The sequence below is a fragment of the Pseudomonas asiatica genome (assembly GCF_009932335.1).
Lineage (GTDB): Bacteria > Pseudomonadota > Gammaproteobacteria > Pseudomonadales > Pseudomonadaceae > Aquipseudomonas > Aquipseudomonas asiatica.
In genome coordinates, this window is sequence record NZ_BLJF01000002.1 from 629,705 (window position 1) to 649,260 (window position 19,556).

16 protein-coding genes, 1 tRNA gene and 1 pseudogene are annotated in these 19,556 nt (G+C 64.1%); 10 read left to right on the forward strand and 8 right to left on the reverse strand.

The window, feature by feature from the left end:
- Window positions 1-157: 157 nt before the first annotated feature.
- Window positions 158-943 (forward strand): energy transducer TonB, encoded by a 786-nt coding sequence (locus GYA95_RS22315; RefSeq protein ID WP_161551494.1) that lies wholly within the window; start codon window positions 158-160, stop codon window positions 941-943.
- Window positions 940-1,395 carry a ribosomal protein S18-alanine N-acetyltransferase gene (gene rimI, locus GYA95_RS22320; protein ID WP_003256329.1) on the forward strand — a complete coding sequence of 152 codons (456 nt, stop codon included), beginning with the start codon at window positions 940-942 and terminating at the stop codon, window positions 1,393-1,395. The genes GYA95_RS22315 and rimI overlap by 4 nt, the downstream gene beginning before the upstream one ends.
- Window positions 1,396-1,411: 16 nt before the next feature.
- On the opposite strand, the gene GYA95_RS22325 is transcribed toward rimI, so the two are convergent.
- A complete protein-coding gene (locus tag GYA95_RS22325) occupies window positions 1,412-2,569 on the reverse strand; it encodes a hypothetical protein (RefSeq protein WP_015268904.1) in 1,158 nt (385 codons plus the stop codon).
- A 67-nt stretch (window positions 2,570-2,636) separates the two neighbouring features.
- Between GYA95_RS22325 and GYA95_RS22330 the strand changes: the two genes are divergently transcribed.
- Window positions 2,637-3,218 (forward strand): D-Ala-D-Ala carboxypeptidase family metallohydrolase, encoded by a 582-nt coding sequence (locus tag GYA95_RS22330; RefSeq protein WP_043935315.1) that lies wholly within the window; start codon window positions 2,637-2,639, stop codon window positions 3,216-3,218.
- On the opposite strand, the gene GYA95_RS22335 is transcribed toward GYA95_RS22330, so the two are convergent.
- Window positions 3,158-4,075, reverse strand: coding sequence for a LysR substrate-binding domain-containing protein (locus GYA95_RS22335; RefSeq protein ID WP_015268906.1), 918 nt, complete (start codon window positions 4,073-4,075; stop codon window positions 3,158-3,160). The two genes, GYA95_RS22330 and GYA95_RS22335, sit on opposite strands and share 61 nt — an antisense overlap.
- A gap of 225 nt (window positions 4,076-4,300) precedes the next feature.
- On the opposite strand from GYA95_RS22335, the gene GYA95_RS22340 reads away from it, so the two are divergent.
- Window positions 4,301-4,915: a LysE family translocator gene (locus tag GYA95_RS22340; RefSeq protein ID WP_015268907.1), complete on the forward strand. Its 615-nt coding sequence runs from the start codon at window positions 4,301-4,303 to the stop codon at window positions 4,913-4,915.
- 101 nt (window positions 4,916-5,016) lie between these two features.
- Here the strand turns inward: GYA95_RS22340 and GYA95_RS22345 are convergent.
- Together GYA95_RS22345 and GYA95_RS22350 are read right to left on the reverse strand one after the other, a co-directional pair.
- Window positions 5,017-5,093, reverse strand: a tRNA-Met gene (locus GYA95_RS22345).
- A gap of 100 nt (window positions 5,094-5,193) precedes the next feature.
- Window positions 5,194-5,766, reverse strand: a pseudogene (locus tag GYA95_RS22350) (FecR family protein); the annotation flags it as partial.
- Window positions 5,767-5,947: 181 nt separating this feature from the next.
- On the opposite strand from GYA95_RS22350, the gene GYA95_RS22355 reads away from it, so the two are divergent.
- The 5 genes from GYA95_RS22355 to GYA95_RS22375 all read left to right on the forward strand — a co-directional run bounded on the left by GYA95_RS22355 (window position 5,948) and on the right by GYA95_RS22375 (window position 13,156).
- Window positions 5,948-7,162 carry an MFS transporter gene (locus GYA95_RS22355; RefSeq protein ID WP_015268909.1) on the forward strand — a complete coding sequence of 405 codons (1,215 nt, stop codon included), beginning with the start codon at window positions 5,948-5,950 and terminating at the stop codon, window positions 7,160-7,162.
- Window positions 7,163-7,608: 446 nt separating this feature from the next.
- On the forward strand, window positions 7,609-8,787 hold the full coding sequence (locus GYA95_RS22360) for an MFS transporter (RefSeq protein WP_015268910.1): 1,179 nt from the start codon (window positions 7,609-7,611) through the stop codon (window positions 8,785-8,787).
- A 74-nt stretch (window positions 8,788-8,861) separates the two neighbouring features.
- Complete coding sequence (locus GYA95_RS22365) at window positions 8,862-9,488, forward strand: DNA-3-methyladenine glycosylase family protein (RefSeq protein ID WP_015268911.1); 627 nt, start codon at window positions 8,862-8,864, stop codon at window positions 9,486-9,488.
- Window positions 9,489-9,635: 147 nt separating this feature from the next.
- Complete coding sequence (ada, locus tag GYA95_RS22370) at window positions 9,636-10,688, forward strand: bifunctional DNA-binding transcriptional regulator/O6-methylguanine-DNA methyltransferase Ada (protein ID WP_015268912.1); 1,053 nt, start codon at window positions 9,636-9,638, stop codon at window positions 10,686-10,688.
- A gap of 56 nt (window positions 10,689-10,744) precedes the next feature.
- Window positions 10,745-13,156: a DUF3772 domain-containing protein gene (locus GYA95_RS22375; protein WP_015268913.1), complete on the forward strand. Its 2,412-nt coding sequence runs from the start codon at window positions 10,745-10,747 to the stop codon at window positions 13,154-13,156.
- 111 nt (window positions 13,157-13,267) lie between these two features.
- Here the strand turns inward: GYA95_RS22375 and GYA95_RS22380 are convergent, their stop codons facing one another.
- The 4 genes from GYA95_RS22380 to GYA95_RS22395 all read right to left on the reverse strand — a co-directional run bounded on the left by GYA95_RS22380 (window position 13,268) and on the right by GYA95_RS22395 (window position 18,265).
- Complete coding sequence (locus GYA95_RS22380; protein ID WP_161551495.1) at window positions 13,268-14,485, reverse strand: DUF3422 domain-containing protein; 1,218 nt, start codon at window positions 14,483-14,485, stop codon at window positions 13,268-13,270.
- A 354-nt stretch (window positions 14,486-14,839) separates the two neighbouring features.
- Entirely contained in the window at window positions 14,840-16,270 is a 1,431-nt protein-coding gene (locus GYA95_RS22385) for an aldehyde dehydrogenase family protein (RefSeq protein WP_015268915.1), read from the reverse strand.
- Between the two features lie 13 nt (window positions 16,271-16,283).
- A complete protein-coding gene (locus GYA95_RS22390; protein ID WP_015268916.1) occupies window positions 16,284-17,783 on the reverse strand; it encodes a purine-cytosine permease family protein in 1,500 nt (499 codons plus the stop codon).
- Window positions 17,784-17,875: 92 nt separating this feature from the next.
- Complete coding sequence (locus GYA95_RS22395; RefSeq protein ID WP_015268917.1) at window positions 17,876-18,265, reverse strand: YybH family protein; 390 nt, start codon at window positions 18,263-18,265, stop codon at window positions 17,876-17,878.
- Between the two features lie 179 nt (window positions 18,266-18,444).
- Between GYA95_RS22395 and GYA95_RS22400 the strand changes: the two genes are divergently transcribed.
- Window positions 18,445-19,446: a Fic family protein gene (locus tag GYA95_RS22400; RefSeq protein ID WP_015268918.1), complete on the forward strand. Its 1,002-nt coding sequence runs from the start codon at window positions 18,445-18,447 to the stop codon at window positions 19,444-19,446.
- Window positions 19,447-19,556: the final 110 nt, after the last annotated feature.

Here is a 19,556-nt window from a genome sequence, read left to right on the forward strand (position 1 = left end):
GAACCCGCTCCCACAGGGCCTTGCGCAGTACCGGTGGGAGCGGGTTCACCCGCGAAAGGGCCGGTACAGGCAATAAAAATCCGCCGACCAGTTGCGGCACTCGAATGCCAACGGCGTTAGAATGGCCCTTTGTCTTCACCCCTCGGAACCCCGCCCCTTGCTCACCGAACCCCGTCGCCGCGCCTACCTTTCCGCCATGCAAGTGGTGCACTGGCTGCCGCGCGCCGAACTGCCGTTCGCCGCACCGTCGCGTCCCGAGCTGCTGCTGCCGGTGGCGCCGGTCGAGGACCTCGATTTCGACGGCAGGCCGGCACCGGCTGCCAACGAGGCGCCAGTCCCCCCCCAGGCCCGCTCCGGCGAGCGGCCGAAAATCGAGATTCCGCGCCCGGGCAGTGCGCCCAAGCCGGCCGCCAAGCCCGCCGAGGCCGAGGAGCAGGTCGCGCCACCGCGCCCGGCCCCGGTGCCTCCCCCGCGCTTCTCGCTGCAGCTGCTGCGAGCCGGCAGCTGCCTGCTGCTGGTGGAGTTGGCCACCGGCCAGCCGTTCCAGAGCCGCGACCCGTCGTACCTGCTGCTCAAGGACATGCTGCGCGCCGCCGGCCTGCCCGACGCACCGCAGATCATCGGCGAGCCGGTGCGCTGGCCGCTGCTGGTGCGCGGCAACATGGACCAGGGCCCGGAGGCGGCGCGCGATTTTGTCCAGGGCTTTGTCCAGGCGCGCCTGGAGGACGCCCCGTGCACCTGCCTGTGGCTGGTCGGCCTGCCGGCGCTGCGCTTTGCCGCCAATGTCGACGGCGAAGCCTATTACCAAACCCTGAAGCTCGAGGGCCTGGGCGAAGCCTGGGCCTTGCCGGGCCTTGAACTGTTGATGGACGAGCCGCAGCGCAAGGCGGACGTCTGGAAAGCCATGCGCCAGCTGATGGCGCGCTGGAAGAGCGTTGAATGAGTGACTCGATCAGCTTCCGCCGGATGACCGAGGCGGATCTGGATGCCGTACTTAAGATCGAATATGCCGCGTTCAGTCATCCCTGGACTCGAGGGATCTTTCAGGATGCGCTCAAATCGTATGAAGTCTGGCTGATGTTCGACGGCCAGCAGCAGGTGGGCCATGGCGTGATCAACGTGATCATCGACGAGGCCCACCTGCTCAACATCACCGTCAAGCCGGAAAACCAGGGCCGCGGCCTGGGCCTGCGCCTGCTCGAGCACCTAATGGCCCGGGCCTACCAGCTCAATGGCCGCGAGTGCTTCCTGGAAGTGCGTGCCAGCAACCAGTCGGCCTATCGTTTGTACGAACGCTATGGTTTCAACGAAATCGGCCGCCGCCGCGACTATTACCCGGTTGCCGGCGGCCGTGAAGACGCCTTGGTGATGGCCTGCACCCTGCTCGAAGATTGAGCAGGGCGGGCTTCAATCACAGGTCCTGTGGCTGAGCCTCCATCGGCTTGGCCAGGTCGCGCAGGCTTCTGGTCACGCTGCCGGTATTGCATTTTGCCGCCGCCTGCTCCGGCGTGTACTTGCGAATGGTGCGGAAGAACAGCTCGCAGGTCTGTTTCTTCTGTGTAACCTGCCACTTGGTCGAGCAGGCATCCAGCGTCAGCTTGGCATCGGCCCGTTGATTGCGCCCCATCCCTGCCTGCCAGCAGGCTGCCGTCAGGTCCTGCCCCATCATTTTCAAGCCGGCAGCATCAGCTGCATCCTGGTTGCCGCCGTGGCTGTCCTTGTCTGCCGCATACCAGATGGCACTAGGGTGGTTGGCACCCAGTACCGGTACCTTGGCACCTGCCTGCGGGCTGATACTGACCAGGCCCAGCACATTAACCTGCGGCCCGTACTGCTGCTGGATCCAGCTGCGTACCGGCGCGCCGAATGCCACCATCGGCAGAGGCCTGGCGGGGTTTTGCAGGGTCATCTCGCTGACCATGCGCACCTGGTAGTCCTTGAAGTAGCTGTAGGTTTCCTTCAGCGTTTCACCCGCGCTGGCGGGTGCGGCGATGGGAGCGATATCGATGATGGTCTGGTAGGCCGGGGTCTGGCTGGCGTCGACGCCGTTGAATGTCAACAGCTCAGCCCAGCGGTCGGTGGTGTTGGAGCGCAGGTAGTCCTGGGCCTGGGTCAGCGAGTAGTCCGGCGGGAAGTGCAGCAGTTCGATGCTGCGGCGGTTCTGCAGGGCCATGCCCAGCGGCAGGAACAGATACCAGTCGTAGGACCATTTGCCGTCCTCGTTCAGCCGGGTGGCCGCCTGATAGGCCAGTTCACCGCTGTCGAGCAGCTTGCGCAGGGGTTTTGCATAGTTGGCGGGTACGCCACTGATGTTTGCGTGCAGGCGATCGTTGTCGCGGCTTACATGCACCTGGGCCGCGGCATGGCCGTCGCGGCGTACGCTCTGTGTCAGATAGTGTTCTACGGTTTGCTCCAGGGTCCAGTCGCGATAACAGATCACGTGGCAGTTGTTGGGGAAGGCGAAAAGGCGGGTGACGCGCTGGGCGTCGCCCAGGTCGATTCGCGCATCGGCGGCTGCAAGGCCGCTGAAGGCCAGGGCGGCAAGGCTCGGTAATGCCATCTTGTGCATGCTTAACTCCTTGTTGGGCGCAGCCGTATTCGGCAGCGTGGCACATACTGTGGCAAGGGGAGCAGGGATGAAAAGGGCTGGATGGCTGCCGCTGGTGCTGGGCATGTTGGGTGCAGGAGCGCAGGCCGATGAGCGTGATATCTGGTTGTTCGCGCAATGGGCCGGGGACCATCAGACACGGCCATTTCGCGAGATGCTTGTGGATGCCCGTCTTTATGGCGTGGTGCCGATCCATCAGCTGCTGCGTTCGGCTTCGGACTGGAAGCTGTGCCACGCGTCCCCCTTCGCCGTGCCGCCCGCCAGCAACTGGCCGGCAGTGCGCTCGACGCTCTCGCTGATAAAGACGCTTCATGACCAGGGCATCCTGCGTCAGTTCGAGGTGGTTTCAGCCTATCGAGCCCCGCGCCTGAATGCCTGCGCCGGCGGGGCGGCCAACAGCGCCCATGCCCGGGCGTTCGCTGTCGATATCCTGCTGCCCGACTGGGCGGACCCCAACCCGCTGTGCCGGTTCTGGCAGCAATACGGCCAGGCCTGGAACATGGGCCTGGGGCGCTACCCCTCCGGGCGTATTCATGTGGATACCGCGGGTTACCGTACCTGGGGTGGTGACGGCCGTGCGGGTTCGTCGTTCTGTATCAAGCCCAGATGAGCCAGGCAGCTCCGGCATTCGCCCATCACCCACGTGGCGAAGCGCTGGCGCTTGCCGTCGTCTTCCAGCGGCAGGGGGCTGAGCAGGAGGTAGGCCGAGCCGTCACGCACGAAGCCGAACGGTGCCTGCAACTGCCCATTGTCGAGTTCGTCGCGCACCATGAGGGCTGAGGCCATGGCCAGGCCCAAGCCGGCGCTGGCGGCCTGAATCGACAGGTAAAAGTGCTGGTAGTCGCTGCGCTCGGTGTGCCGGACCTGTTGGCCGCTCAGGCGCAGCCAGTTGGGCCAGGCGCCGGGGCGGGTGGCGCTGTGCAGCAAGCGCTGGCCTTCGAGTTGGAGGGGGGCGGTGGGGTGGCAGACCGGGCCGATCCATTCGTCGCAGATCTTCTGGTTGTACAGCTGTTTGTCCCAGTGGAAGTCATCGCGGCGAATTGCCAGGTCGACACCACTACGTGCGAAGTCCAATGGCCCGCCAGCGGCCACCAGGTGCAACTGCAGGTCGGGATGGGCGGCGTGGAAGCGGGGCAGGCGCGGGATCAGCCAGCGCATGGCGATGGTCGGCTCGCACGACAGCACCAGTACGTTGTCGCGGGCCTGTTGTTGCAAACGCTGCACGGCACCTTCGAGCTGCTCGAAGATCGCCTGGGTAGTGCCCTGCAAGGCACGGCCGGCAGGGGTGAGGAAAATGGCCCGGTTGCGGCGCTCGAACAACTCCACACCAAGGCTTTCTTCAAGCAGACGCACCTGGCGGCTGACTGCGCCATGGGTGACATGCAGGTGCTCGGCGGCGCGCACGAAGCTCTCGGTCTGGGCGGCTATGTCGAAGTAGCGGAAGGCGTTGAGTGGCGGCAGTTTCATGGCATTCCTGTTTGTCTGTGCCGGCCTCTCGCGGGTAAACCCGCACACAGGCGATGCGCCGCCCCTGTAGGAGCGGGTTTACCCGCGAAGAGGCCGACACAGGCGCTAGATATCTGTGAGGAAAGCTATCAGATTTACCTCACTATAAATCGATTTTTGCTGGGCTATAAGCTCTCGATAATGACCTGGTCTGTGCATTTCCATCGTCTATCGAGAGCCACCAGCATGACCGAACTCATTGCCGTCGCCCTGTTCACCCTGCTCGCCGTCATCAGCCCCGGTGCCGACTTCGCCATGGTCACCCGCAGCAGTTATGCACAGGGCCGCAAGGCCGGGCTGGCTGCCGCCGTGGGCATTGCCCTGGGAGTGCAGGTGCACGTCCTGTACACGGTGCTGGGCATCGCGGTGATCATCAGCCAGAGCCCGACCCTGTTCCTGGGCATGAAAGTGCTGGGCGCGGGCTACCTGGTCTACCTGGGTTTCCAGTCGCTGACCAACACCCGGCGTATCAGCCTCGACGGGGTTGCCGCAACCGCAGCCAGCGTAACGCAGGCCCTGCGCACGGGCTTTCTGACCAACGCCCTCAACCCCAAGACCATGCTGTTCGTGATCAGTGCGTTCACCCAGGTGGTGCAGCCTGGCAGCTCGCTGGCGCTGGATTTTGCCTACGGCGCTTTCATGTCCGTTGCCCACTGGCTGTGGTTCAGCCTGGTGGCGGTGTTCTTCTCCAGCGCGGCATTGCGCAAGGCGATGATCGAGCGGCAAAGGCTGGTGGACCGGGTAATCGGCCTGGCGCTGATCGGGTTGGGCCTGGCCGTGGCGGTGACCGGAATGCGTTGAGGTGGCAATTGCATGCCCTGTGCGGGAAGGGTGCAGGCCTGTGGTAATTTTCCGCAGACAAAGAAAAAGGGCTTACCTTGCGGTAAGCCCTTCGTCTTGTTTGGTGGCTACACAGGGACTTGAACCCCGGACCCCAGCATTATGAATGCTATGCTCTAACCAACTGAGCTATGTAGCCGATGGCGCGCATTATTCTCTTGAACGGCCCCCCTGTCAACACTCATTTCAAAAAAAATTTGCACGCTTTCAAAAACTTAGCGGCCAGGCCCGGGTTCTGCCTTGCCCAACGGCATGTCACCGGCTTTCATCTGCCCGCTGCGCCAGCCATCGGCGGCTTTGAGGTCGGCTTTCCGTACCGGGCCGATATGCGCGCCATCGAAGGTTACCCGCTCACCCATCGATACCATGCGCTGTTCGCTGCCTTGGATAACCATGGCCTTGCCACTGAGTACCACCAGTTCGTCATGGCCTGCATGGCGGGCGACCTGCAGGCGGGTACCGAACACCTGGATGCGCGCGTCGCCCACTGCTATTTCCATGGCCCTGCCGTCGAGCATCACTTCCAGGTATACCCGGCCCTGCACCAGGTGCAGTTGGCGCGTGCGGCCACGCAGGTCGGCGTTCATCGCACTGGCGCTGCCCAGGTGCAGGGTGGTGCCATCGGCCAGGCGGATGCTGCGGCGCTCACCTGCATCGGTATGCAATTCGCTGCCCAGGCGCTGTATCAGCGGCCAGTACAGGTAGGCGGTAGCGGCCAGCCCCAGGAGGAACAATAGCGCCAGCCATTTGCCCAGATGGCTGCGGTGCGCGTTGATCTGCCGTGGACGGACGCGAACGGGCATTGGGCTCATGGGGTTGGTGTGCTCGCGATTAGGGCCGTTTCGCCCAACGATGACGGGTATTTGGCCAAGGATGCTAATTATATTGATAACCATTTTCAAGTGTGTCGCGGACAAAGGAAATAAAAGGTAGCTATGTATCTATTTGTTTTCCGATAATCGGATCCCAAACTACGGACGGAGATTCAGGCCCATGGCTATCAGTAGCGCCTCCACGGCGCCCACCAGTGCAGCGGCGAGCCAAGCCACGCCGCTGGTGATGCGCATAATCGGTTTCTGCGCCCTGGCGCACCTGATCAATGACCTGATCCAGTCTGTGCTGCCGGCGATCTACCCGATGCTCAAGGCCAACTACGACCTGAGTTTCGCCCAGATCGGCATGATCACCCTGACGTTCCAGATCACCGCCTCGCTGCTGCAGCCTTGGGTCGGTTTCTTTACCGATCGCCGACCGGCACCGAACCTGCTGCCACTGGGCACCCTGTGTACCCTGGTGGGTATCGTGATGCTGGCCTTCGTCGGCAGCTTCCCGATGATTCTGCTGGCCTCGGCCCTGGTGGGTATCGGCTCGTCGACCTTCCACCCGGAAACCTCGCGTATTGCGCGCCTGGCATCGGGCGGGCGCTTCGGCCTGGCCCAGTCGACCTTCCAGGTCGGTGGCAACACCGGGTCGGCTTTGGGGCCGCTGCTGGCGGCAGCCATTGTCATTCCGTTCGGCCAGAGCCACGTGGCCTGGTTCGGCCTGGCTGCGCTGTTCTTTCTCGGCGTCACCCTGATGCTGCGTGGCTGGTACAAGGAGCACCTCAACCAGGCCAAGGCGCGCAAGGCTGTGCAGGCGACCCACGGCATTTCCCGCGGGCGGGTGGTGGCGGCGCTGATCGTGCTGGGCCTGCTGGTGTTCTCCAAGTACTTCTACATGGCCAGCTTTACCAGCTATTTCACCTTCTACCTGATCGAGAAGTTCGATGTGTCGGTGGCCAGCTCGCAGCTGCACCTGTTCCTGTTCCTTGGTGCGGTGGCGGCGGGTACCTTCTTTGGCGGGCCGATCGGTGACCGCATCGGGCGCAAGGCCGTGATCTGGTTTTCGATCCTTGGCGTGGCGCCGTTCACTCTGGTGCTGCCGTATACCGATCTGTTCTGGACCACCGTGTTGAGCGTGGTGATCGGCTTTATCCTGGCTTCGGCGTTTTCCGCGATCGTGGTGTATGCGCAGGAGCTGGTACCGGGCAGCGTGGGCATGATTGCCGGGATCTTCTTCGGGTTGATGTTCGGCTTTGGTGGCATCGGTGCGGCCTTGCTCGGGTATGTGGCGGACCTGCGTGGCATCGAGTACGTGTACGAGGTGTGTTCGTTCCTGCCTTTGTTCGGGTTGCTGGCGGTGTTCTTGCCAAGTACCGGTAAGCGCTGAAAGATGCACAGAACCTGTAGGAGCAGCCTTGTGCTGCGAAGAGGCCATTACTGCCGAAGACAATTTGTTGTCTTGCCGGCCTCTTCGCAGCACAAGGCTGCTCCTACAAGGGCCCGCGCAGGTCTGGAGAGCATGCAAGGCGGTTGCTCTCCGAAATTTGACGACTTGACCACCCTTGGCCTAGAGTCCGCCCTTTCTTCAACCACCTGCGTAGTAGTCAAAGCAATGTGCCGTACCCAGTCCCTGCCAAACGCCCGCCAGCCTGCCTTCCAGGCCCTGCGTCGTGCGTGGCCGAGCGACACGGTGCTCAAGCGTCGCCGCAGCGTGCTTTTTGCCTTCACCTTCTCGCCACACCTCGCCTGAACTGATCTGCGCTTTCGCGTCGCTCGCCGCCCTGGCGTGCGCGCCTGTGTCTGCACGTCTTTTCGGTTTGCAAGGAGTGGTACATGAACATGCGTTTGCTGGCGGGCCTGTTGTTCGCCGTTTCGGTCGTGGGTTTCAGTTTGGGGGCCAGCCTGCCGCTGGTGTCGTTGCGCCTGCATGAAGCCGGTGCGAGCACCCTGGAAATCGGCATCATCTCGGCCATCCCCGCTGCGGGCATGATGCTCTCGGCGTTCCTGGTCGACGCCTGCTGTCGCCACCTGACCCGGCGCACCACCTACCTGCTGTGCTTCAGCCTGTGCACGCTCAGCATTGCCTTGCTCGAGTCGGCGTTCGGTTCGCTGTGGCAGCTGGCGCTGTTGCGCCTGGGCCTGGGGCTGGGCATGGGTATCGCCATCATCCTCGGCGAGTCGTGGGTCAACGAACTGTGCCCGGAGCACAACCGCGGCAAGATCATGGCCCTGTACGCCACCAGCTTTACCGGCTTCCAGGTGCTCGGCCCGGCCATGCTGGCGGTGCTGGGCGCCGACAGCCCGTGGATCACCGGTGTGGTCACCGCCTGCTATGGCCTGGCGCTGCTGTGCATCGTGCTGACCGTACCCAACGACCATGTGGAACATGAAGAAGGTGAAAAGAGCTTCGGCCTGGCCGGCTTCTTCCGTGTGGCGCCGGCGTTATGCGTGGCGGTGCTGTTCTTCTCGTTCTTCGATGCCGTGGTGCTGTCGCTGCTGCCGGTGTATGCCACCAGCCATGGCTTTGCCGTGGGCGTGGCGGCGCTGATGGTGACCGTCGTGTTTGCCGGTGACATGTTGTTCCAGTTGCCGCTTGGCTGGTTGGCCGACCGGGTGGAGCGCACCGGGCTGCACCTGGTATGCGGGCTGCTGGCGATGGCGATCGGTATCGGCCTGCCCTGGCTGCTGAACCTGACCTGGTTGCTATGGCCGCTGCTGGTGCTGCTGGGCGCCGTGGCAGGCGGCATCTATACCCTGGCGCTGGTACTGATCGGGCAGCGCTTCAAGGGGCAGGACCTGGTTACCGCCAATGCCAGCGTGGGCTTGCTGTGGGGTGTGGGTAGCCTGGTCGGGCCGCTGGTCAGCGGTGCGGCGATGGATGTGGCGCCGCATGGTCTGCCCATCGCGCTGGCGCTGATGGCCGGGTTGTTCGTGTGCTTTGCCCGGCAGTCTTACCGGCGCACGGTGCGGTTGCGGGGCGATGGTGCCGAGCAATACCCTGCCAGGAATTAGCCGCGCAAGAATCGGCGTTTGTCCGATGAACGGCTGCGTTAAGCTGGGCCTGCAATCGACCCGTTGGAGGTGCCATGATCCTGTCCGACCTATCGCCTGAAGCCTACCGTGAGGCCACTGAATACCTTGCGGCGCTCGACCCGGACTGGTCGCGGCATATCGAGGCGACCGGGCCTTGCCTGCACCAGGCCACGCCGGGGCGTGAACCTTACGAAGTGCTGGTGCGAGCGATTGCCTACCAGCAGTTGCATGCCCGTGCCGCCGAGGCAATTCTGGGGCGGCTTTTGGCGCTGTTTCCGGAGGCCAGTTTCCCTGGGCCGGAACAGTTGCTGGCGGTTGCACCGCAAACCATGCGCGCCTGTGGTTTTTCCGCGAGCAAGATGGCGACGATCCAGGGTATTGCCCAAGGCCGGCTGGATGGCCTGGTGCCGAGCCGGGAAGAGGCACTGGCCATGGCTGACGAGGCGTTGATCGAACGGCTGGTGGCATTGCGCGGGGTAGGGCGGTGGACGGTGGAGATGTTGCTGATCTACAGCCTGGCGCGTTCGGACGTTCTGCCGGTCGACGATTTTGGCGTGCGCGAGGGTTATCGGCGGCTGAAGGGGCTGGACAAGGCGCCGACGCCGGCGCAAATGCGTTCGCTGGGTGGCGGCTGGCGCCCATACCGCACCGTGGCGGCCTGGTACCTGTGGCGGGCCTGAGGTTTTGCACTGCCTGTGCCGGCCCTTTCGCGGGCAAGCCCGCTCCCACAAGGATTCCACAGCCTTGAAAGGCTATGCAGTACCTGTGGGAGCGGGCAGGCCCGCGAAGAGGCCGGCACAGGCAACAACCTATCTGGACATTTACCAATGAACCCCTACACCACCCCCGACCAACGCTGGCAAGCCGTAGAATCCCGCGAAACCGCCGCCACCGGCCACTTCGTCTACGCCGTGCGCACCACCGGCATCTACTGCCACCCCGGCTGCAAATCGCGTCTTGCCAAGCGAACCAACGTCGAGTTCTACGACACCCCAGCTGCCGCCGAAACCGCCGGCTACCGCGCCTGCAAACGTTGCACCGCCACCACCAGCGCCACCCGCCACAGCCAGCTGGTCACCCGCGCCTGCCGCCTGATCGAAGCCATCGACCCGGCACCCAGCCTCGACCAACTCAGCGCCCAACTGGCCGTCAGCCCTTTTCACCTGCATCGCCTGTTCAAGGCCGAAACCGGTCTGACCCCCAAGGCCTATGCCACCGCTTTCCGTGCCCGGCGCCTGCGCGCCCACCTGGAAGATGGCCAGCGCTCTGTCACCGATGCCATCTATGACGCCGGCTATAACTCCAACAGCCGCTTCTACGAAAGCGCCGACCAGCGCCTGGGCATGCGTCCGCGGCAATACCGCGCCGGCGGCGCCGGGGCAACCATCCACTTCGCCCTTGGCCAATGCTCCTTGGGTGCCATCCTGGTGGCCCAGAGCGAGAAGGGCATTTGCGCGATCCTGCTGGGCGACGATCCCGAGGCCCTGCTGCACGACCTGCAGGACCAGTTCCCCAAGGCCCACCTGGTCGGCGGCGACAGTGCTTACGAACGGTTGGTCGCCGAGGTGGTGGGATTCGTCGAAGCACCCGCGCTGGGCCTGGCCTTGCCACTGGATGTGCAAGGCACTGCGTTCCAGGAGCGGGTGTGGCAAGCCCTGCGCGAGGTGCCGGCCGGCAGCCGGGTCAGCTACACCGACATCGCCGAGCGCATCGGCGCGCCCAAGGCGGTGCGTGCGGTGGCCATGGCCTGCGCGGCCAACCACATCGCCGTGGCCATCCCCTGTCATCGGGTGGTCCGCCGCGACGGCGACATCAGTGGCTACCGCTGGGGCATCGAGCGCAAACAGCAGTTGCTCAAACGAGAAACGGCACTCTCCTGATCGCGTGAAGCCGCGTAGAATCCCCCGCCAAATCGAATTGTAAAGAGGAATATTCGATGAGGCGTGTCAGCCTTGCCCGTTATTGTCCAGGCCTGATGGTTTTCATGGCCCTGATGCTTGCCATTGCCAGCCCGGCCTGGTCGACCCCGGCCACGCCATTGTCCAATCTGGCGGTTGCCGAAGCGGACGTGCTGGATGAAAACGCCAGCATCGAGCAGTTGAGCGAGCGGCTGGACCAGATACGCCAGGGCGTTACCAGCGACGCCAATGATGATCTGCTTTCGCAGTTGCGCCTGGGCGCAATGCAGGTGCAGCGTCAGGCCGACGCGTTGACTGCCCTGCGCAGCACTGATGTTGAAAAAGTCGACGACAAGCTCAAGGTCATCGGCCCGGTCCAGCCGGACGAGGCGGCTACCCTGACCCAGCAGCGTAAAGCGCTGGAGGCCGAGAAGAAGGCCTTGGTGGCGCAGCGGGATCAGGCCTCCAAGCTGACCCAGTCGGCGCGCGACTTGTCCACGCAAATCGTCAACCTGCGCCGCAGCCAGTTCAACTCGCAGATCACCAGCCGCGCGGCCTCACCGCTGAGCCCGGCGTTCTGGCAGAGCATCATTCGCCCCACCCAGGACGATGTGGCACGCCTGCGTGACCTGCGTGGTGAGACGGCTGATGCCATCAGCAGTGCCTTCAGCGCTGAAAATCGCTGGCTGTTCATTACCAGCCTGGTAGCGGCAATCCTGGTCTGGACCTTGGTGCGCCGCGTGCTCGAGCGCCTTCTCGCCGGCGCCATGGTCAGCTGGCTGCCCGAAGGCCGCCTGCGCCGCAGTGCGCTGGCGCTGGGTGTCAGCCTGGCAACCTTGGGCACCATCGCCGGCTCGGTCTCGCTGCTGCGTTGGGGGCTGGAGAGCAGCGCCGAGTTGGGCGCCGATATCGCCAGCCTGGCCAATCATGTACTTGCCCTGGTGGTGTTCAGTGCCTTCATCACCGGCCTGGGCCGCGCCATGCTGATGCTGCAGCGCCCGTCCTGGCGCCTGCCACCTATTCACGATGAAGTGGCCAGCGCCCTGGGCTGGTTCCCCAAGGTGCTGGCGTTGGCGCTGATGGTCATGATGACCATGGAACGCATCAACAGCGTGATCGGTGCCAGCCTGGCGCTGACCGTGGCGGTCAACGGCCTGACCGCGCTGGTAGTGGCGTTCACCTTCGCCGGTGCGCTGCTGCGTTACCGCCGCACCCTGCGCAAGCATGACCTGGAGCGCCCCACAGGCCTGGCCGGGCTGATCCCGTTCGTGATGGTGATCTGGCTTACGTTGATCCTGCTGGCCTTGCTCGCCGGTTACCTGACACTCGCCTACTTCCTCACCGCCAAGCTGCTGTGGGTCAGCCTGGTGATTACCTGTGCCTACCTGCTGACCACGTTCTTTGGCGACCTCTGCGAAACCTTGCTGTCGCCCCGCCAGCCCGGCGGCCTGGCGCTGGCCTCGACCCTGGGCCTGGCGCCACGTCACCAGGCCCAGGCCAGCACCATCCTGGCCGGTATCGGCCGCACCGTGGTGCTGTTCCTGGCGTTGTTGCTGGCACTGATGCCGTCGGGCACCAGCCCCAGCGAACTGCTGTTGAGCCTGGGTGATTGGGACGAGACCGGCGGCAAGCTGCTGGGCAACATGAACATTGTCCCCCAGGACATTCTGTTGGCAGTGGTGATGTTCCTCGGCGGCCTGTTCGCCATCCGCGTGGTCAAGCGCTGGCTGAGCGATCGCCTGCTGCCGGAAACCGACATGGACGCCGGCATGCGTGCCTCGCTGGTGACTCTGGTGGGTTACCTGGGCTTTATCTTCCTGGCCATGCTGGTGATGTCGACCCTGCGCATCAACCTCACCAGCCTGACCTGGGTGGTCAGTGCCCTGTCGGTGGGTATCGGTTTCGGCTTGCAGCAGATCGTGCAGAACTTCATTTCCGGCCTGATCCTGCTGACCGAGCGCCCGGTCAAGGTGGGCGACTGGGTCAGCCTGGCGGGTGTCGAGGGCGACATTCGCCGTATCAACGTGCGCGCCACCGAGATCCAGATGTCCGACCGCTCGACGGTTATCGTGCCCAACTCGCAGTTCATCTCGCAGAACGTGCGTAACGTGACCATGGGCAACGCCCTGGGCGTGGTCGGCATTACCCTGACCATGCCGCTGGAGACCGATGCCAACCGCGTGCGTGAACTGCTGCTGGCGGCTTACCAGGAGCACGAGGCGATTCTGGATGCGCCGGCTACCTCGGTCACCTTCAAGGACCTGACCAGCAGCGGCATGGTGATAGGTGTGAGTGGTTACGTGGCGGGGCCGCGGCAGGTGTCCGGTACGCGCAGTGACCTGTTGTTCACCATCCTTGGGCGCCTGCGTGACGAGGGCATCCCCCTGTCGTCGCCGCAGAGCATGGTGTTGGTGCAGGAGGGCGCTCGCTCGGCTGACGAGTCGGTGTGAAGCCAATCGCCGGCAAGCCAGCTCCCACAGGTACTGCGTATGGCTTGAAGTCGACGCGGTCCTTGTGGGAGCTGGCTTGCCGGCGATTGGGCTGCAAGGCAGCCCCCTGCCTCAATGCTGCTTGGCCTGCCTGATCCTCAGCAAAATCACCAGCAACACCAACAGCACAGGCGGCGCCATGGCCAACAGCCCATCCCGCGCCGTCAGCCCCAACCCCAGCACATTCAGCCCGCCATACAGCAGCTTGAACAAGTTCAGCAGGTAGTAGGTGATGGCAATGATCGACAGCCCCTCCACCGCCCGTTGAATCTTCACCTGGGCATCAGCCCGGGCATTGAGGCTGCGCAGGATCCCGGCGTTCTGCTCTTCCATTTCCACCTGTACCCGCGCCTGCAACAGGTCGCCCAGGTTGGCCACATTCTTTGCCAGCTGCTCCAGGCGCTGCTCGGTGGCCGCGCAGTAGCGCACGGTCGGCTTGAACCGGCGTTCGATGAAACCCCCCAGGCGCTGGCAGTCGCCCACATGGCTTTCCCGCAGCTCGCCCAGGCGTTCGAACACCAGTTGCGCATAGGCTTGCGTGGCGCCGAAGCGCTGGCGGGTTTTCACCGTACGGCTGACCACCTGGCGTGACAGGTGGGCAATGGCTTCCAGCAAGCCTTTGGAATCATGGTCATCGACACCGGCACTTCGCTCCGAGAGGTTGACCAGGGTCTTGTCGAAGGCATCCAGTTCCTGGCTCAGGTCCTTGGCCGTGGTCAGGGTCAGCGAGGCCATCATGCGGTAGGTCTCGATCTCCAGCAGACGGCGGATCATGCGGCCCTGTCGGTAGGCATTGAGGCGACGGTTGATGAACAGGAAGCGGTTGGTGCCGTCCTCGGTCAGGCGAAAATCGCTCCACACCACCGCATCGCCACCGCCGACGCAGGAGCCGCACGGGTCCTTGAAACCGTAGTGGGGCAGGTCCAGTTCCTGTTCGTCACGGACCAGCACCTGCACCGCGTTGATCACCTGCGCCGCTTGCGGGGCGATAGCCTCGGCCAGCACCGGCGGCAGCGTTTGCCACTCGGTATCGGCGGCAGTGCAGGGCACCACCAGGGTCAGGGTGAAGAACTCGGTGTGCCGTTCCCACTTGAACGGATGGCCATCCAGGCGGGTGATGCCTTGGGCGGCTGCGGTGTCCAGGGCATCCGGGCAGCAGCGTTGCAGCAGTGCCGCACAGGCAGCATCGCCGCCGAGCAAGGCCAGGTGGAAGACATGCGCCGGGCCGTCGAAATACAGTGACGGGCGGGCGTGCAGCTCGTTGTGCAAGGCGGTGCGTTGAGGGTGCATGGGTGGTCCGGCCTGGTGTTGTGATTGTGGGGGTACCAGGAAGTGGGACTTTGCGGGGGGGAGGGGAAAGTCACGCGGACGCAAAGTTTTGTATCGCCTGTGCCGGCCTCTTCGCGGGTAAACCCGCTCCCACAGGGATAGCGCAGGCCTGAAGGGCAGCGCGGTACCTGTGGGAGCGGGTTTACCCGCGAAGAGGCCGGTGAGCCCGGCATCAATTCCAGGCCTTATTCGCGGTTCAGCAACTGGTTGAGCGCCCGGGTCATTTGCACGTTATGCACGTTATGCATGGTCATACGCGGTTCTTGTAGGAGCGGCCTTGTGTCGCGAAAGGGCCGCAAAGCGGCCCCGGAAATTTCAACCCAGACAGCGCGTCACATGCTTGACCGACTGGTAGGCCGACAACCCCCAAGGCCCCAGCTCACGCCCGATCCCGCTACCCTTGGTACCACCCCACGAGGTCTCGACGAACACCGCCTGCACCGAGTTGATCCACACATGGCCAACCTCCAGCGCATCGGCCACCCGCTCGGCGCGTTCCAGGTCGGCGGAGCACACCGTAGCCACCAGCCCGAAGCGGCTATCGTTGGCCTCGGCAATTGCCTGTTCCTCGGTCGCAAAGCGACGCGCGCACAGCACCGGGCCAAAGATTTCCTCGGTCCACAGGCGGCTGTCTTTCGGCACATCGGCATACAGCGTCGGGCTGACGAACCAGCCATCCCGGTCCAGCGCCTTGCCACCGGCCAGACACTGCAGGCCTTCTTCCCGCGCCGTGGCAAAGTAGCCGGCCACCTTCAGCCACTGCGCCTGGCTGGTCAGCGGCCCCATGTCGACCTCTTCGGTCAATGGATTACCGACCCGCAGGTTTTCCAGTGCCACCTGCAAGCGCGGCAGCAGCGCATCGGCAATGCCGTCTTGCACCAGCAGCCGCGAAGTGGCCGAGCACATCTGCCCGGCGTTCCAGGTAATGCCGGCGACGATCCATTCCACTGCCTGGCCCACGTCGCAATCATCGAACACCACGATCGCCGACTTGCCGCCCAGCTCCAGCGTCACCGGCCGGCACTGCGCCGAAGCGCTGCGCATTACCTGGCTGCCGACACTATTGCTGCCGGTGAACGACAGCTTGTCCAGGCCATTGTGGTTGCTCAGTGCAGCGCCGGTTTCGGCCTTGCCGTTGACGATGTTCAACACCCCGGCCGGCAGCTCCAGGGCATCGGCGATCTGGCCGTAGGCCTGTTCGATCAGCGGGGTGACTTCCGATGGCTTTAGCACCACGGTGCAACCAGCGGCCAGGGCCGGGGCGAGCTTCCAGGCGCTGGTCACCAGCGGGAAGTTCCACGGCACGATCAGGCCGACCACGCCCACCGGTTCCAGGCGGGTGCGAGCGCTGAAACCCGGCGCAGCCAACGGCACATCGCGGTTCTTCGATGGCAGTTGCTCGGCCAGTTCGGCGTAGTAGCCGAAGGTGGCGATGGCGTCGTCCAGGTCGATTTCCGCCTCGTGACGTGGCTTGCCGTTGTTGCGCATCTGCAAGGTGATCAACGCTTCACGGCGCTGCCCGAGTTGTTCGGCAAAGCCGCGCAGGTAGGCGGCGCGTTCGCTGGCGCTGGTGTTTTTCCAGGCGGGCAGGGCGCCACGGGCAGCGGTCACTGCCTGGTCTACCTGGGCGACGCTGGCGGCCTTCAGTTCGGCAAAGGGTTGCCCAAGGGCCGGGTCATTGACGCTGATGCAGTCGCTGCCCTGGCCTTCGACCCAGCGGCCGGCGATGTAGTGGGAAGTGGTCATGGTCGGTTTCCAGTCAGGCCGTTTCGGCGGTGGTTACCGGCGAGTGCGCGGTGCTTTTGCAACGCACCCAACGCGGGCCCTGGGGGCCATACACGCCGGCAGGTTCGGGGAACAGGTTGAGCAGCAGCAGGTACAGCACACCGGCCAGCCCCAGGGTGACCGGCAGGCTCAGGTCGATGCCGCCGGCCAGGTCGCCCAGTGGGCCGACGAACTGCCCTGGCAGGTTGACGAAGCACAGGCCCACCGCCGCGCTGGGGATCCACGCCCCCATGCCGCGCCAGTTCCAGCCATGCAGGAACCAGTAGTGGCCGCCACGTTGGCCGCGGGTGAACACCTGCAGGTCGTCGGCATGGTAGAAGCCGCGGCGGGTGATCAGGCCGAGGATCATGATCACCATCCACGGGCTGGTGCAGGTGATGATCAGCACGGCGAAGGTCGACACGCTCTGCACCAGGTTGAAGGTGAAGCGGCCGACGAAGATGAAGCCGATCGCCAGCACGCCGATCAGCAGTGTGGCGCCGGCACGGCTGAGCAGGCGTGGGAACACACTGGACATGTCCAGGCCGGTGCCGTACAGCGCGGTGGTGCCGGTGGACATGCCACCGATCACCGCAATCAGGCACACCGGCAGGAAGAACCAGCTTGGCGCCACCGCCAGCAGGCCACCGACGTAGTTGTTGGCGGCGATGTAGTCCGGCGCCTGGGTGGCCACCAGGGTGGCGGTGCACAGGCCGAACAGGAACGGGATCAGTGTCGCGCCCTGGGCCGCGATCACCGCCAGCATGATGCGCGCCTTGGGCGTTTCACGCGGGATGTAGCGCGACCAGTCGCCGAGGAACGCACCGAACGACACCGGGTTGCTCATGGCCAGGATCGCCGCACCGACGAATGCCGCCCAGAAGCCCGCCTGGCCTAGGTTTACGCTACCCGCATAACCGGTGTCGAACGGCCCGGCAAAGGCAACGATGCCCAGCAGGAACAGCAGGCTCGAGGCCCACACGGCGATCTTGTTGACCCACAGCATGAAGCGGAAGCCAAAGATACACACCACCAGCACCAGTACCGCGAACAGGCCGTAGGCCAGGCCCAGGGTCAGGTCGGTTTCCGGCAGGCCGGCCAGGCGCTTGGCGCCGCCGACCAGGGCGTCGCCCGAACTCCACACCGACAGCGAAAAGAACGCCACCGCGGTGAGCAGCGACAGGAACGAACCGACGATGCGCCCGTGTACGCCAAAGTGCGCACCCGACGACACCGCGTTGTTGGTGCCGTTGAGCGCGCCGAACAGGCCCATGGGCGCGAGGATCAGCGCGCCCACGCCGACGCCGAGCAGGATCGCCCACACACCGGCCTGGAACGACAGCCCGAACAGCACCGGGAAGCTGCCCAGCACGGCCGTGGCGAAGGTATTGGCGCCGCCGAAGATCAGGCGGAACAGGTCCAGCGGGGAGGCGTCGCGTTGATCGTCGGGGATCTGTTCGACGCCATTGGTCTCGATACCGGTCGAGTGGCTCATGGTGATGCTCCAGCGCGGTTGTTGTGGGCCGGCGCAGTGCGCGGGCCTTCTTGTGGGTGCGATGGCAGGGCGGCAGGGCCGCGTAAAGGGGATCAGGCCGGCGATACGACCGACAGGTGCTCGTGGCAGGCCAGCCACCGTTCGCCGTGGCGGCGGAAGACGATGGTCTCGCGCTCGCTCAACTGGTGTTCTTCGCCGGCGATGCGGATGTGCGTGGCCACATCGTGCATGAAGATCGCCACGTCACCTTGCAGGCTCACCTGGGCATTGCCCGATTCGCAGGCGAGCACGGCAAACCCGTCGGCCTGCCACTGGGCCCAGAGTTGCTCGTAGGCATGGCGCGACAGCAGCGGTTGCGGCAGGGTGTGGAAAAGGAAGGTGGCGTCTTCGCTGAAGCAGGCGAAATAGCGAGCGGTGTCGTTGCTGGCGAACGCCGCAACGAGGTCGGCGGCGGCTTGCCGTACCTGGAGTGTCTGGTCCACGGGAGTGGCCTCACGGTTCTTGTGATTGTGGTGAAGCGATTCTGGTGGCGGTTGGCGAGGGGAAAAATCGCTGTGGGCAAATAATCAGTTCAGGAATTTGTGAAGTGATGGCTGCGCTTTCTTTACCCCCGCCTGATCTGTGGATTAAGGTGGCGGCTGATCCCCATGGGCTGTAGGCAATGAGCAATTACCAACCACCACTGACGGTGACCCCCCGCATTCTGGCTCTGGTTGCCGAAATCAGCGAGCAAGTGGGATTGTTGACTGCCTACCGTGATGGCACGCTGACGCCACAGCTGCGCCGAGGCAACCGTATCCGCACCATCCAGGCGTCGCTCGCCATCGAGAACAACACCTTGAGCGTGGAGCAGGTAACCGCCTTGCTGGATGGCAAGCGGGTTCTGGGTTTGCCACGCGAAATCCAGGAAGTCCGTAACGCGTTCGCGACCTACGATGCGATGCCTGGTTGGCGCGCTGAGTCCCAGGACGATCTGCTCACTGCGCACGGCATGCTGATGCATGGGCTTATAGATGACGCTGGCCGCTACCGGCGTGGAGGGGTGGGCATCTATCGCGGCACTCGCCTTCTGCATATGGCGCCACCGGCCAGCCGGGTGGCGATGCTGGTGCAGGATTTGTTGCACTGGCTCGCGAACAACGATTGGCATCCGCTGATTACCAGTTGTGTATTCCACTACGAGTTTGAATTCATCCACCCATTTGCTGACGGTAATGGGCGGATGGGACGGTTATGGCAGACCCTTCTCCTCAGCCAGTGGCGGCCGGTGTTGGCGTACCTGCCGGTGGAAACCGTTATTCGTGAGCAGCAGGACGCTTACTACGCTGCCCTGGCCGCCGCCGACCAAGCTGCTGAAGCAACCCCATTTGTCGAATTCATGCTCGAAGCCTTGTTGCGGGCGCTTATCGAAGCAGAAGACAGTGACCAAGTAACCGACCAAGTAACCGACCAAGTAACCGACCAAGTAGCGAGTCTCTTGAATGTGCTGCCTGCAGGCGTTGCTTTGAAGAGCAGCGAATTGATGCACCAGCTGGGCCTCTCGCACCGTGCCACATTCCGCAAGAGTTACCTGCACCCGGCACTCGCTGCCGGGTTGATCGAAATGACCGATCCCGAATCACCACGGAGCCCCAAACAGCAGTATCGGCGGGTTGCAAGGTAGGTTTCGCGCCGCGCATCCTGTGGGAGCGGGCGTGCCCGTTCTCATAAGGCTGCACATAACTCATTGAATTAGCAGGGACCCTGTGGGAGCGGCTTTAGCCGCGAACACCG

Coding starts and splice junctions, on each gene's coding strand:
- rimI (WP_003256329.1), top strand. CDS start 940: ATGAGTGACTCGATCAGCTTCCGCCGGATGACCGAGGCGGATCTGGAT.
- GYA95_RS22325 (WP_015268904.1), bottom strand. CDS start 2,569: ATGCACAAGATGGCATTACCGAGCCTTGCCGCCCTGGCCTTCAGCGGC.
- GYA95_RS22330 (WP_043935315.1), top strand. CDS start 2,637: ATGAAAAGGGCTGGATGGCTGCCGCTGGTGCTGGGCATGTTGGGTGCA.
- GYA95_RS22335 (WP_015268906.1), bottom strand. CDS start 4,075: ATGAAACTGCCGCCACTCAACGCCTTCCGCTACTTCGACATAGCCGCC.
- GYA95_RS22340 (WP_015268907.1), top strand. CDS start 4,301: ATGACCGAACTCATTGCCGTCGCCCTGTTCACCCTGCTCGCCGTCATC.
- GYA95_RS22355 (WP_015268909.1), top strand. CDS start 5,948: ATGGCTATCAGTAGCGCCTCCACGGCGCCCACCAGTGCAGCGGCGAGC.
- GYA95_RS22360 (WP_015268910.1), top strand. CDS start 7,609: ATGAACATGCGTTTGCTGGCGGGCCTGTTGTTCGCCGTTTCGGTCGTG.
- GYA95_RS22365 (WP_015268911.1), top strand. CDS start 8,862: ATGATCCTGTCCGACCTATCGCCTGAAGCCTACCGTGAGGCCACTGAA.
- ada (WP_015268912.1), top strand. CDS start 9,636: ATGAACCCCTACACCACCCCCGACCAACGCTGGCAAGCCGTAGAATCC.
- GYA95_RS22375 (WP_015268913.1), top strand. CDS start 10,745: ATGAGGCGTGTCAGCCTTGCCCGTTATTGTCCAGGCCTGATGGTTTTC.
- GYA95_RS22380 (WP_161551495.1), bottom strand. CDS start 14,485: ATGCACCCTCAACGCACCGCCTTGCACAACGAGCTGCACGCCCGCCCG.
- GYA95_RS22385 (WP_015268915.1), bottom strand. CDS start 16,270: ATGACCACTTCCCACTACATCGCCGGCCGCTGGGTCGAAGGCCAGGGC.
- GYA95_RS22390 (WP_015268916.1), bottom strand. CDS start 17,783: ATGAGCCACTCGACCGGTATCGAGACCAATGGCGTCGAACAGATCCCC.
- GYA95_RS22400 (WP_015268918.1), top strand. CDS start 18,445: ATGAGCAATTACCAACCACCACTGACGGTGACCCCCCGCATTCTGGCT.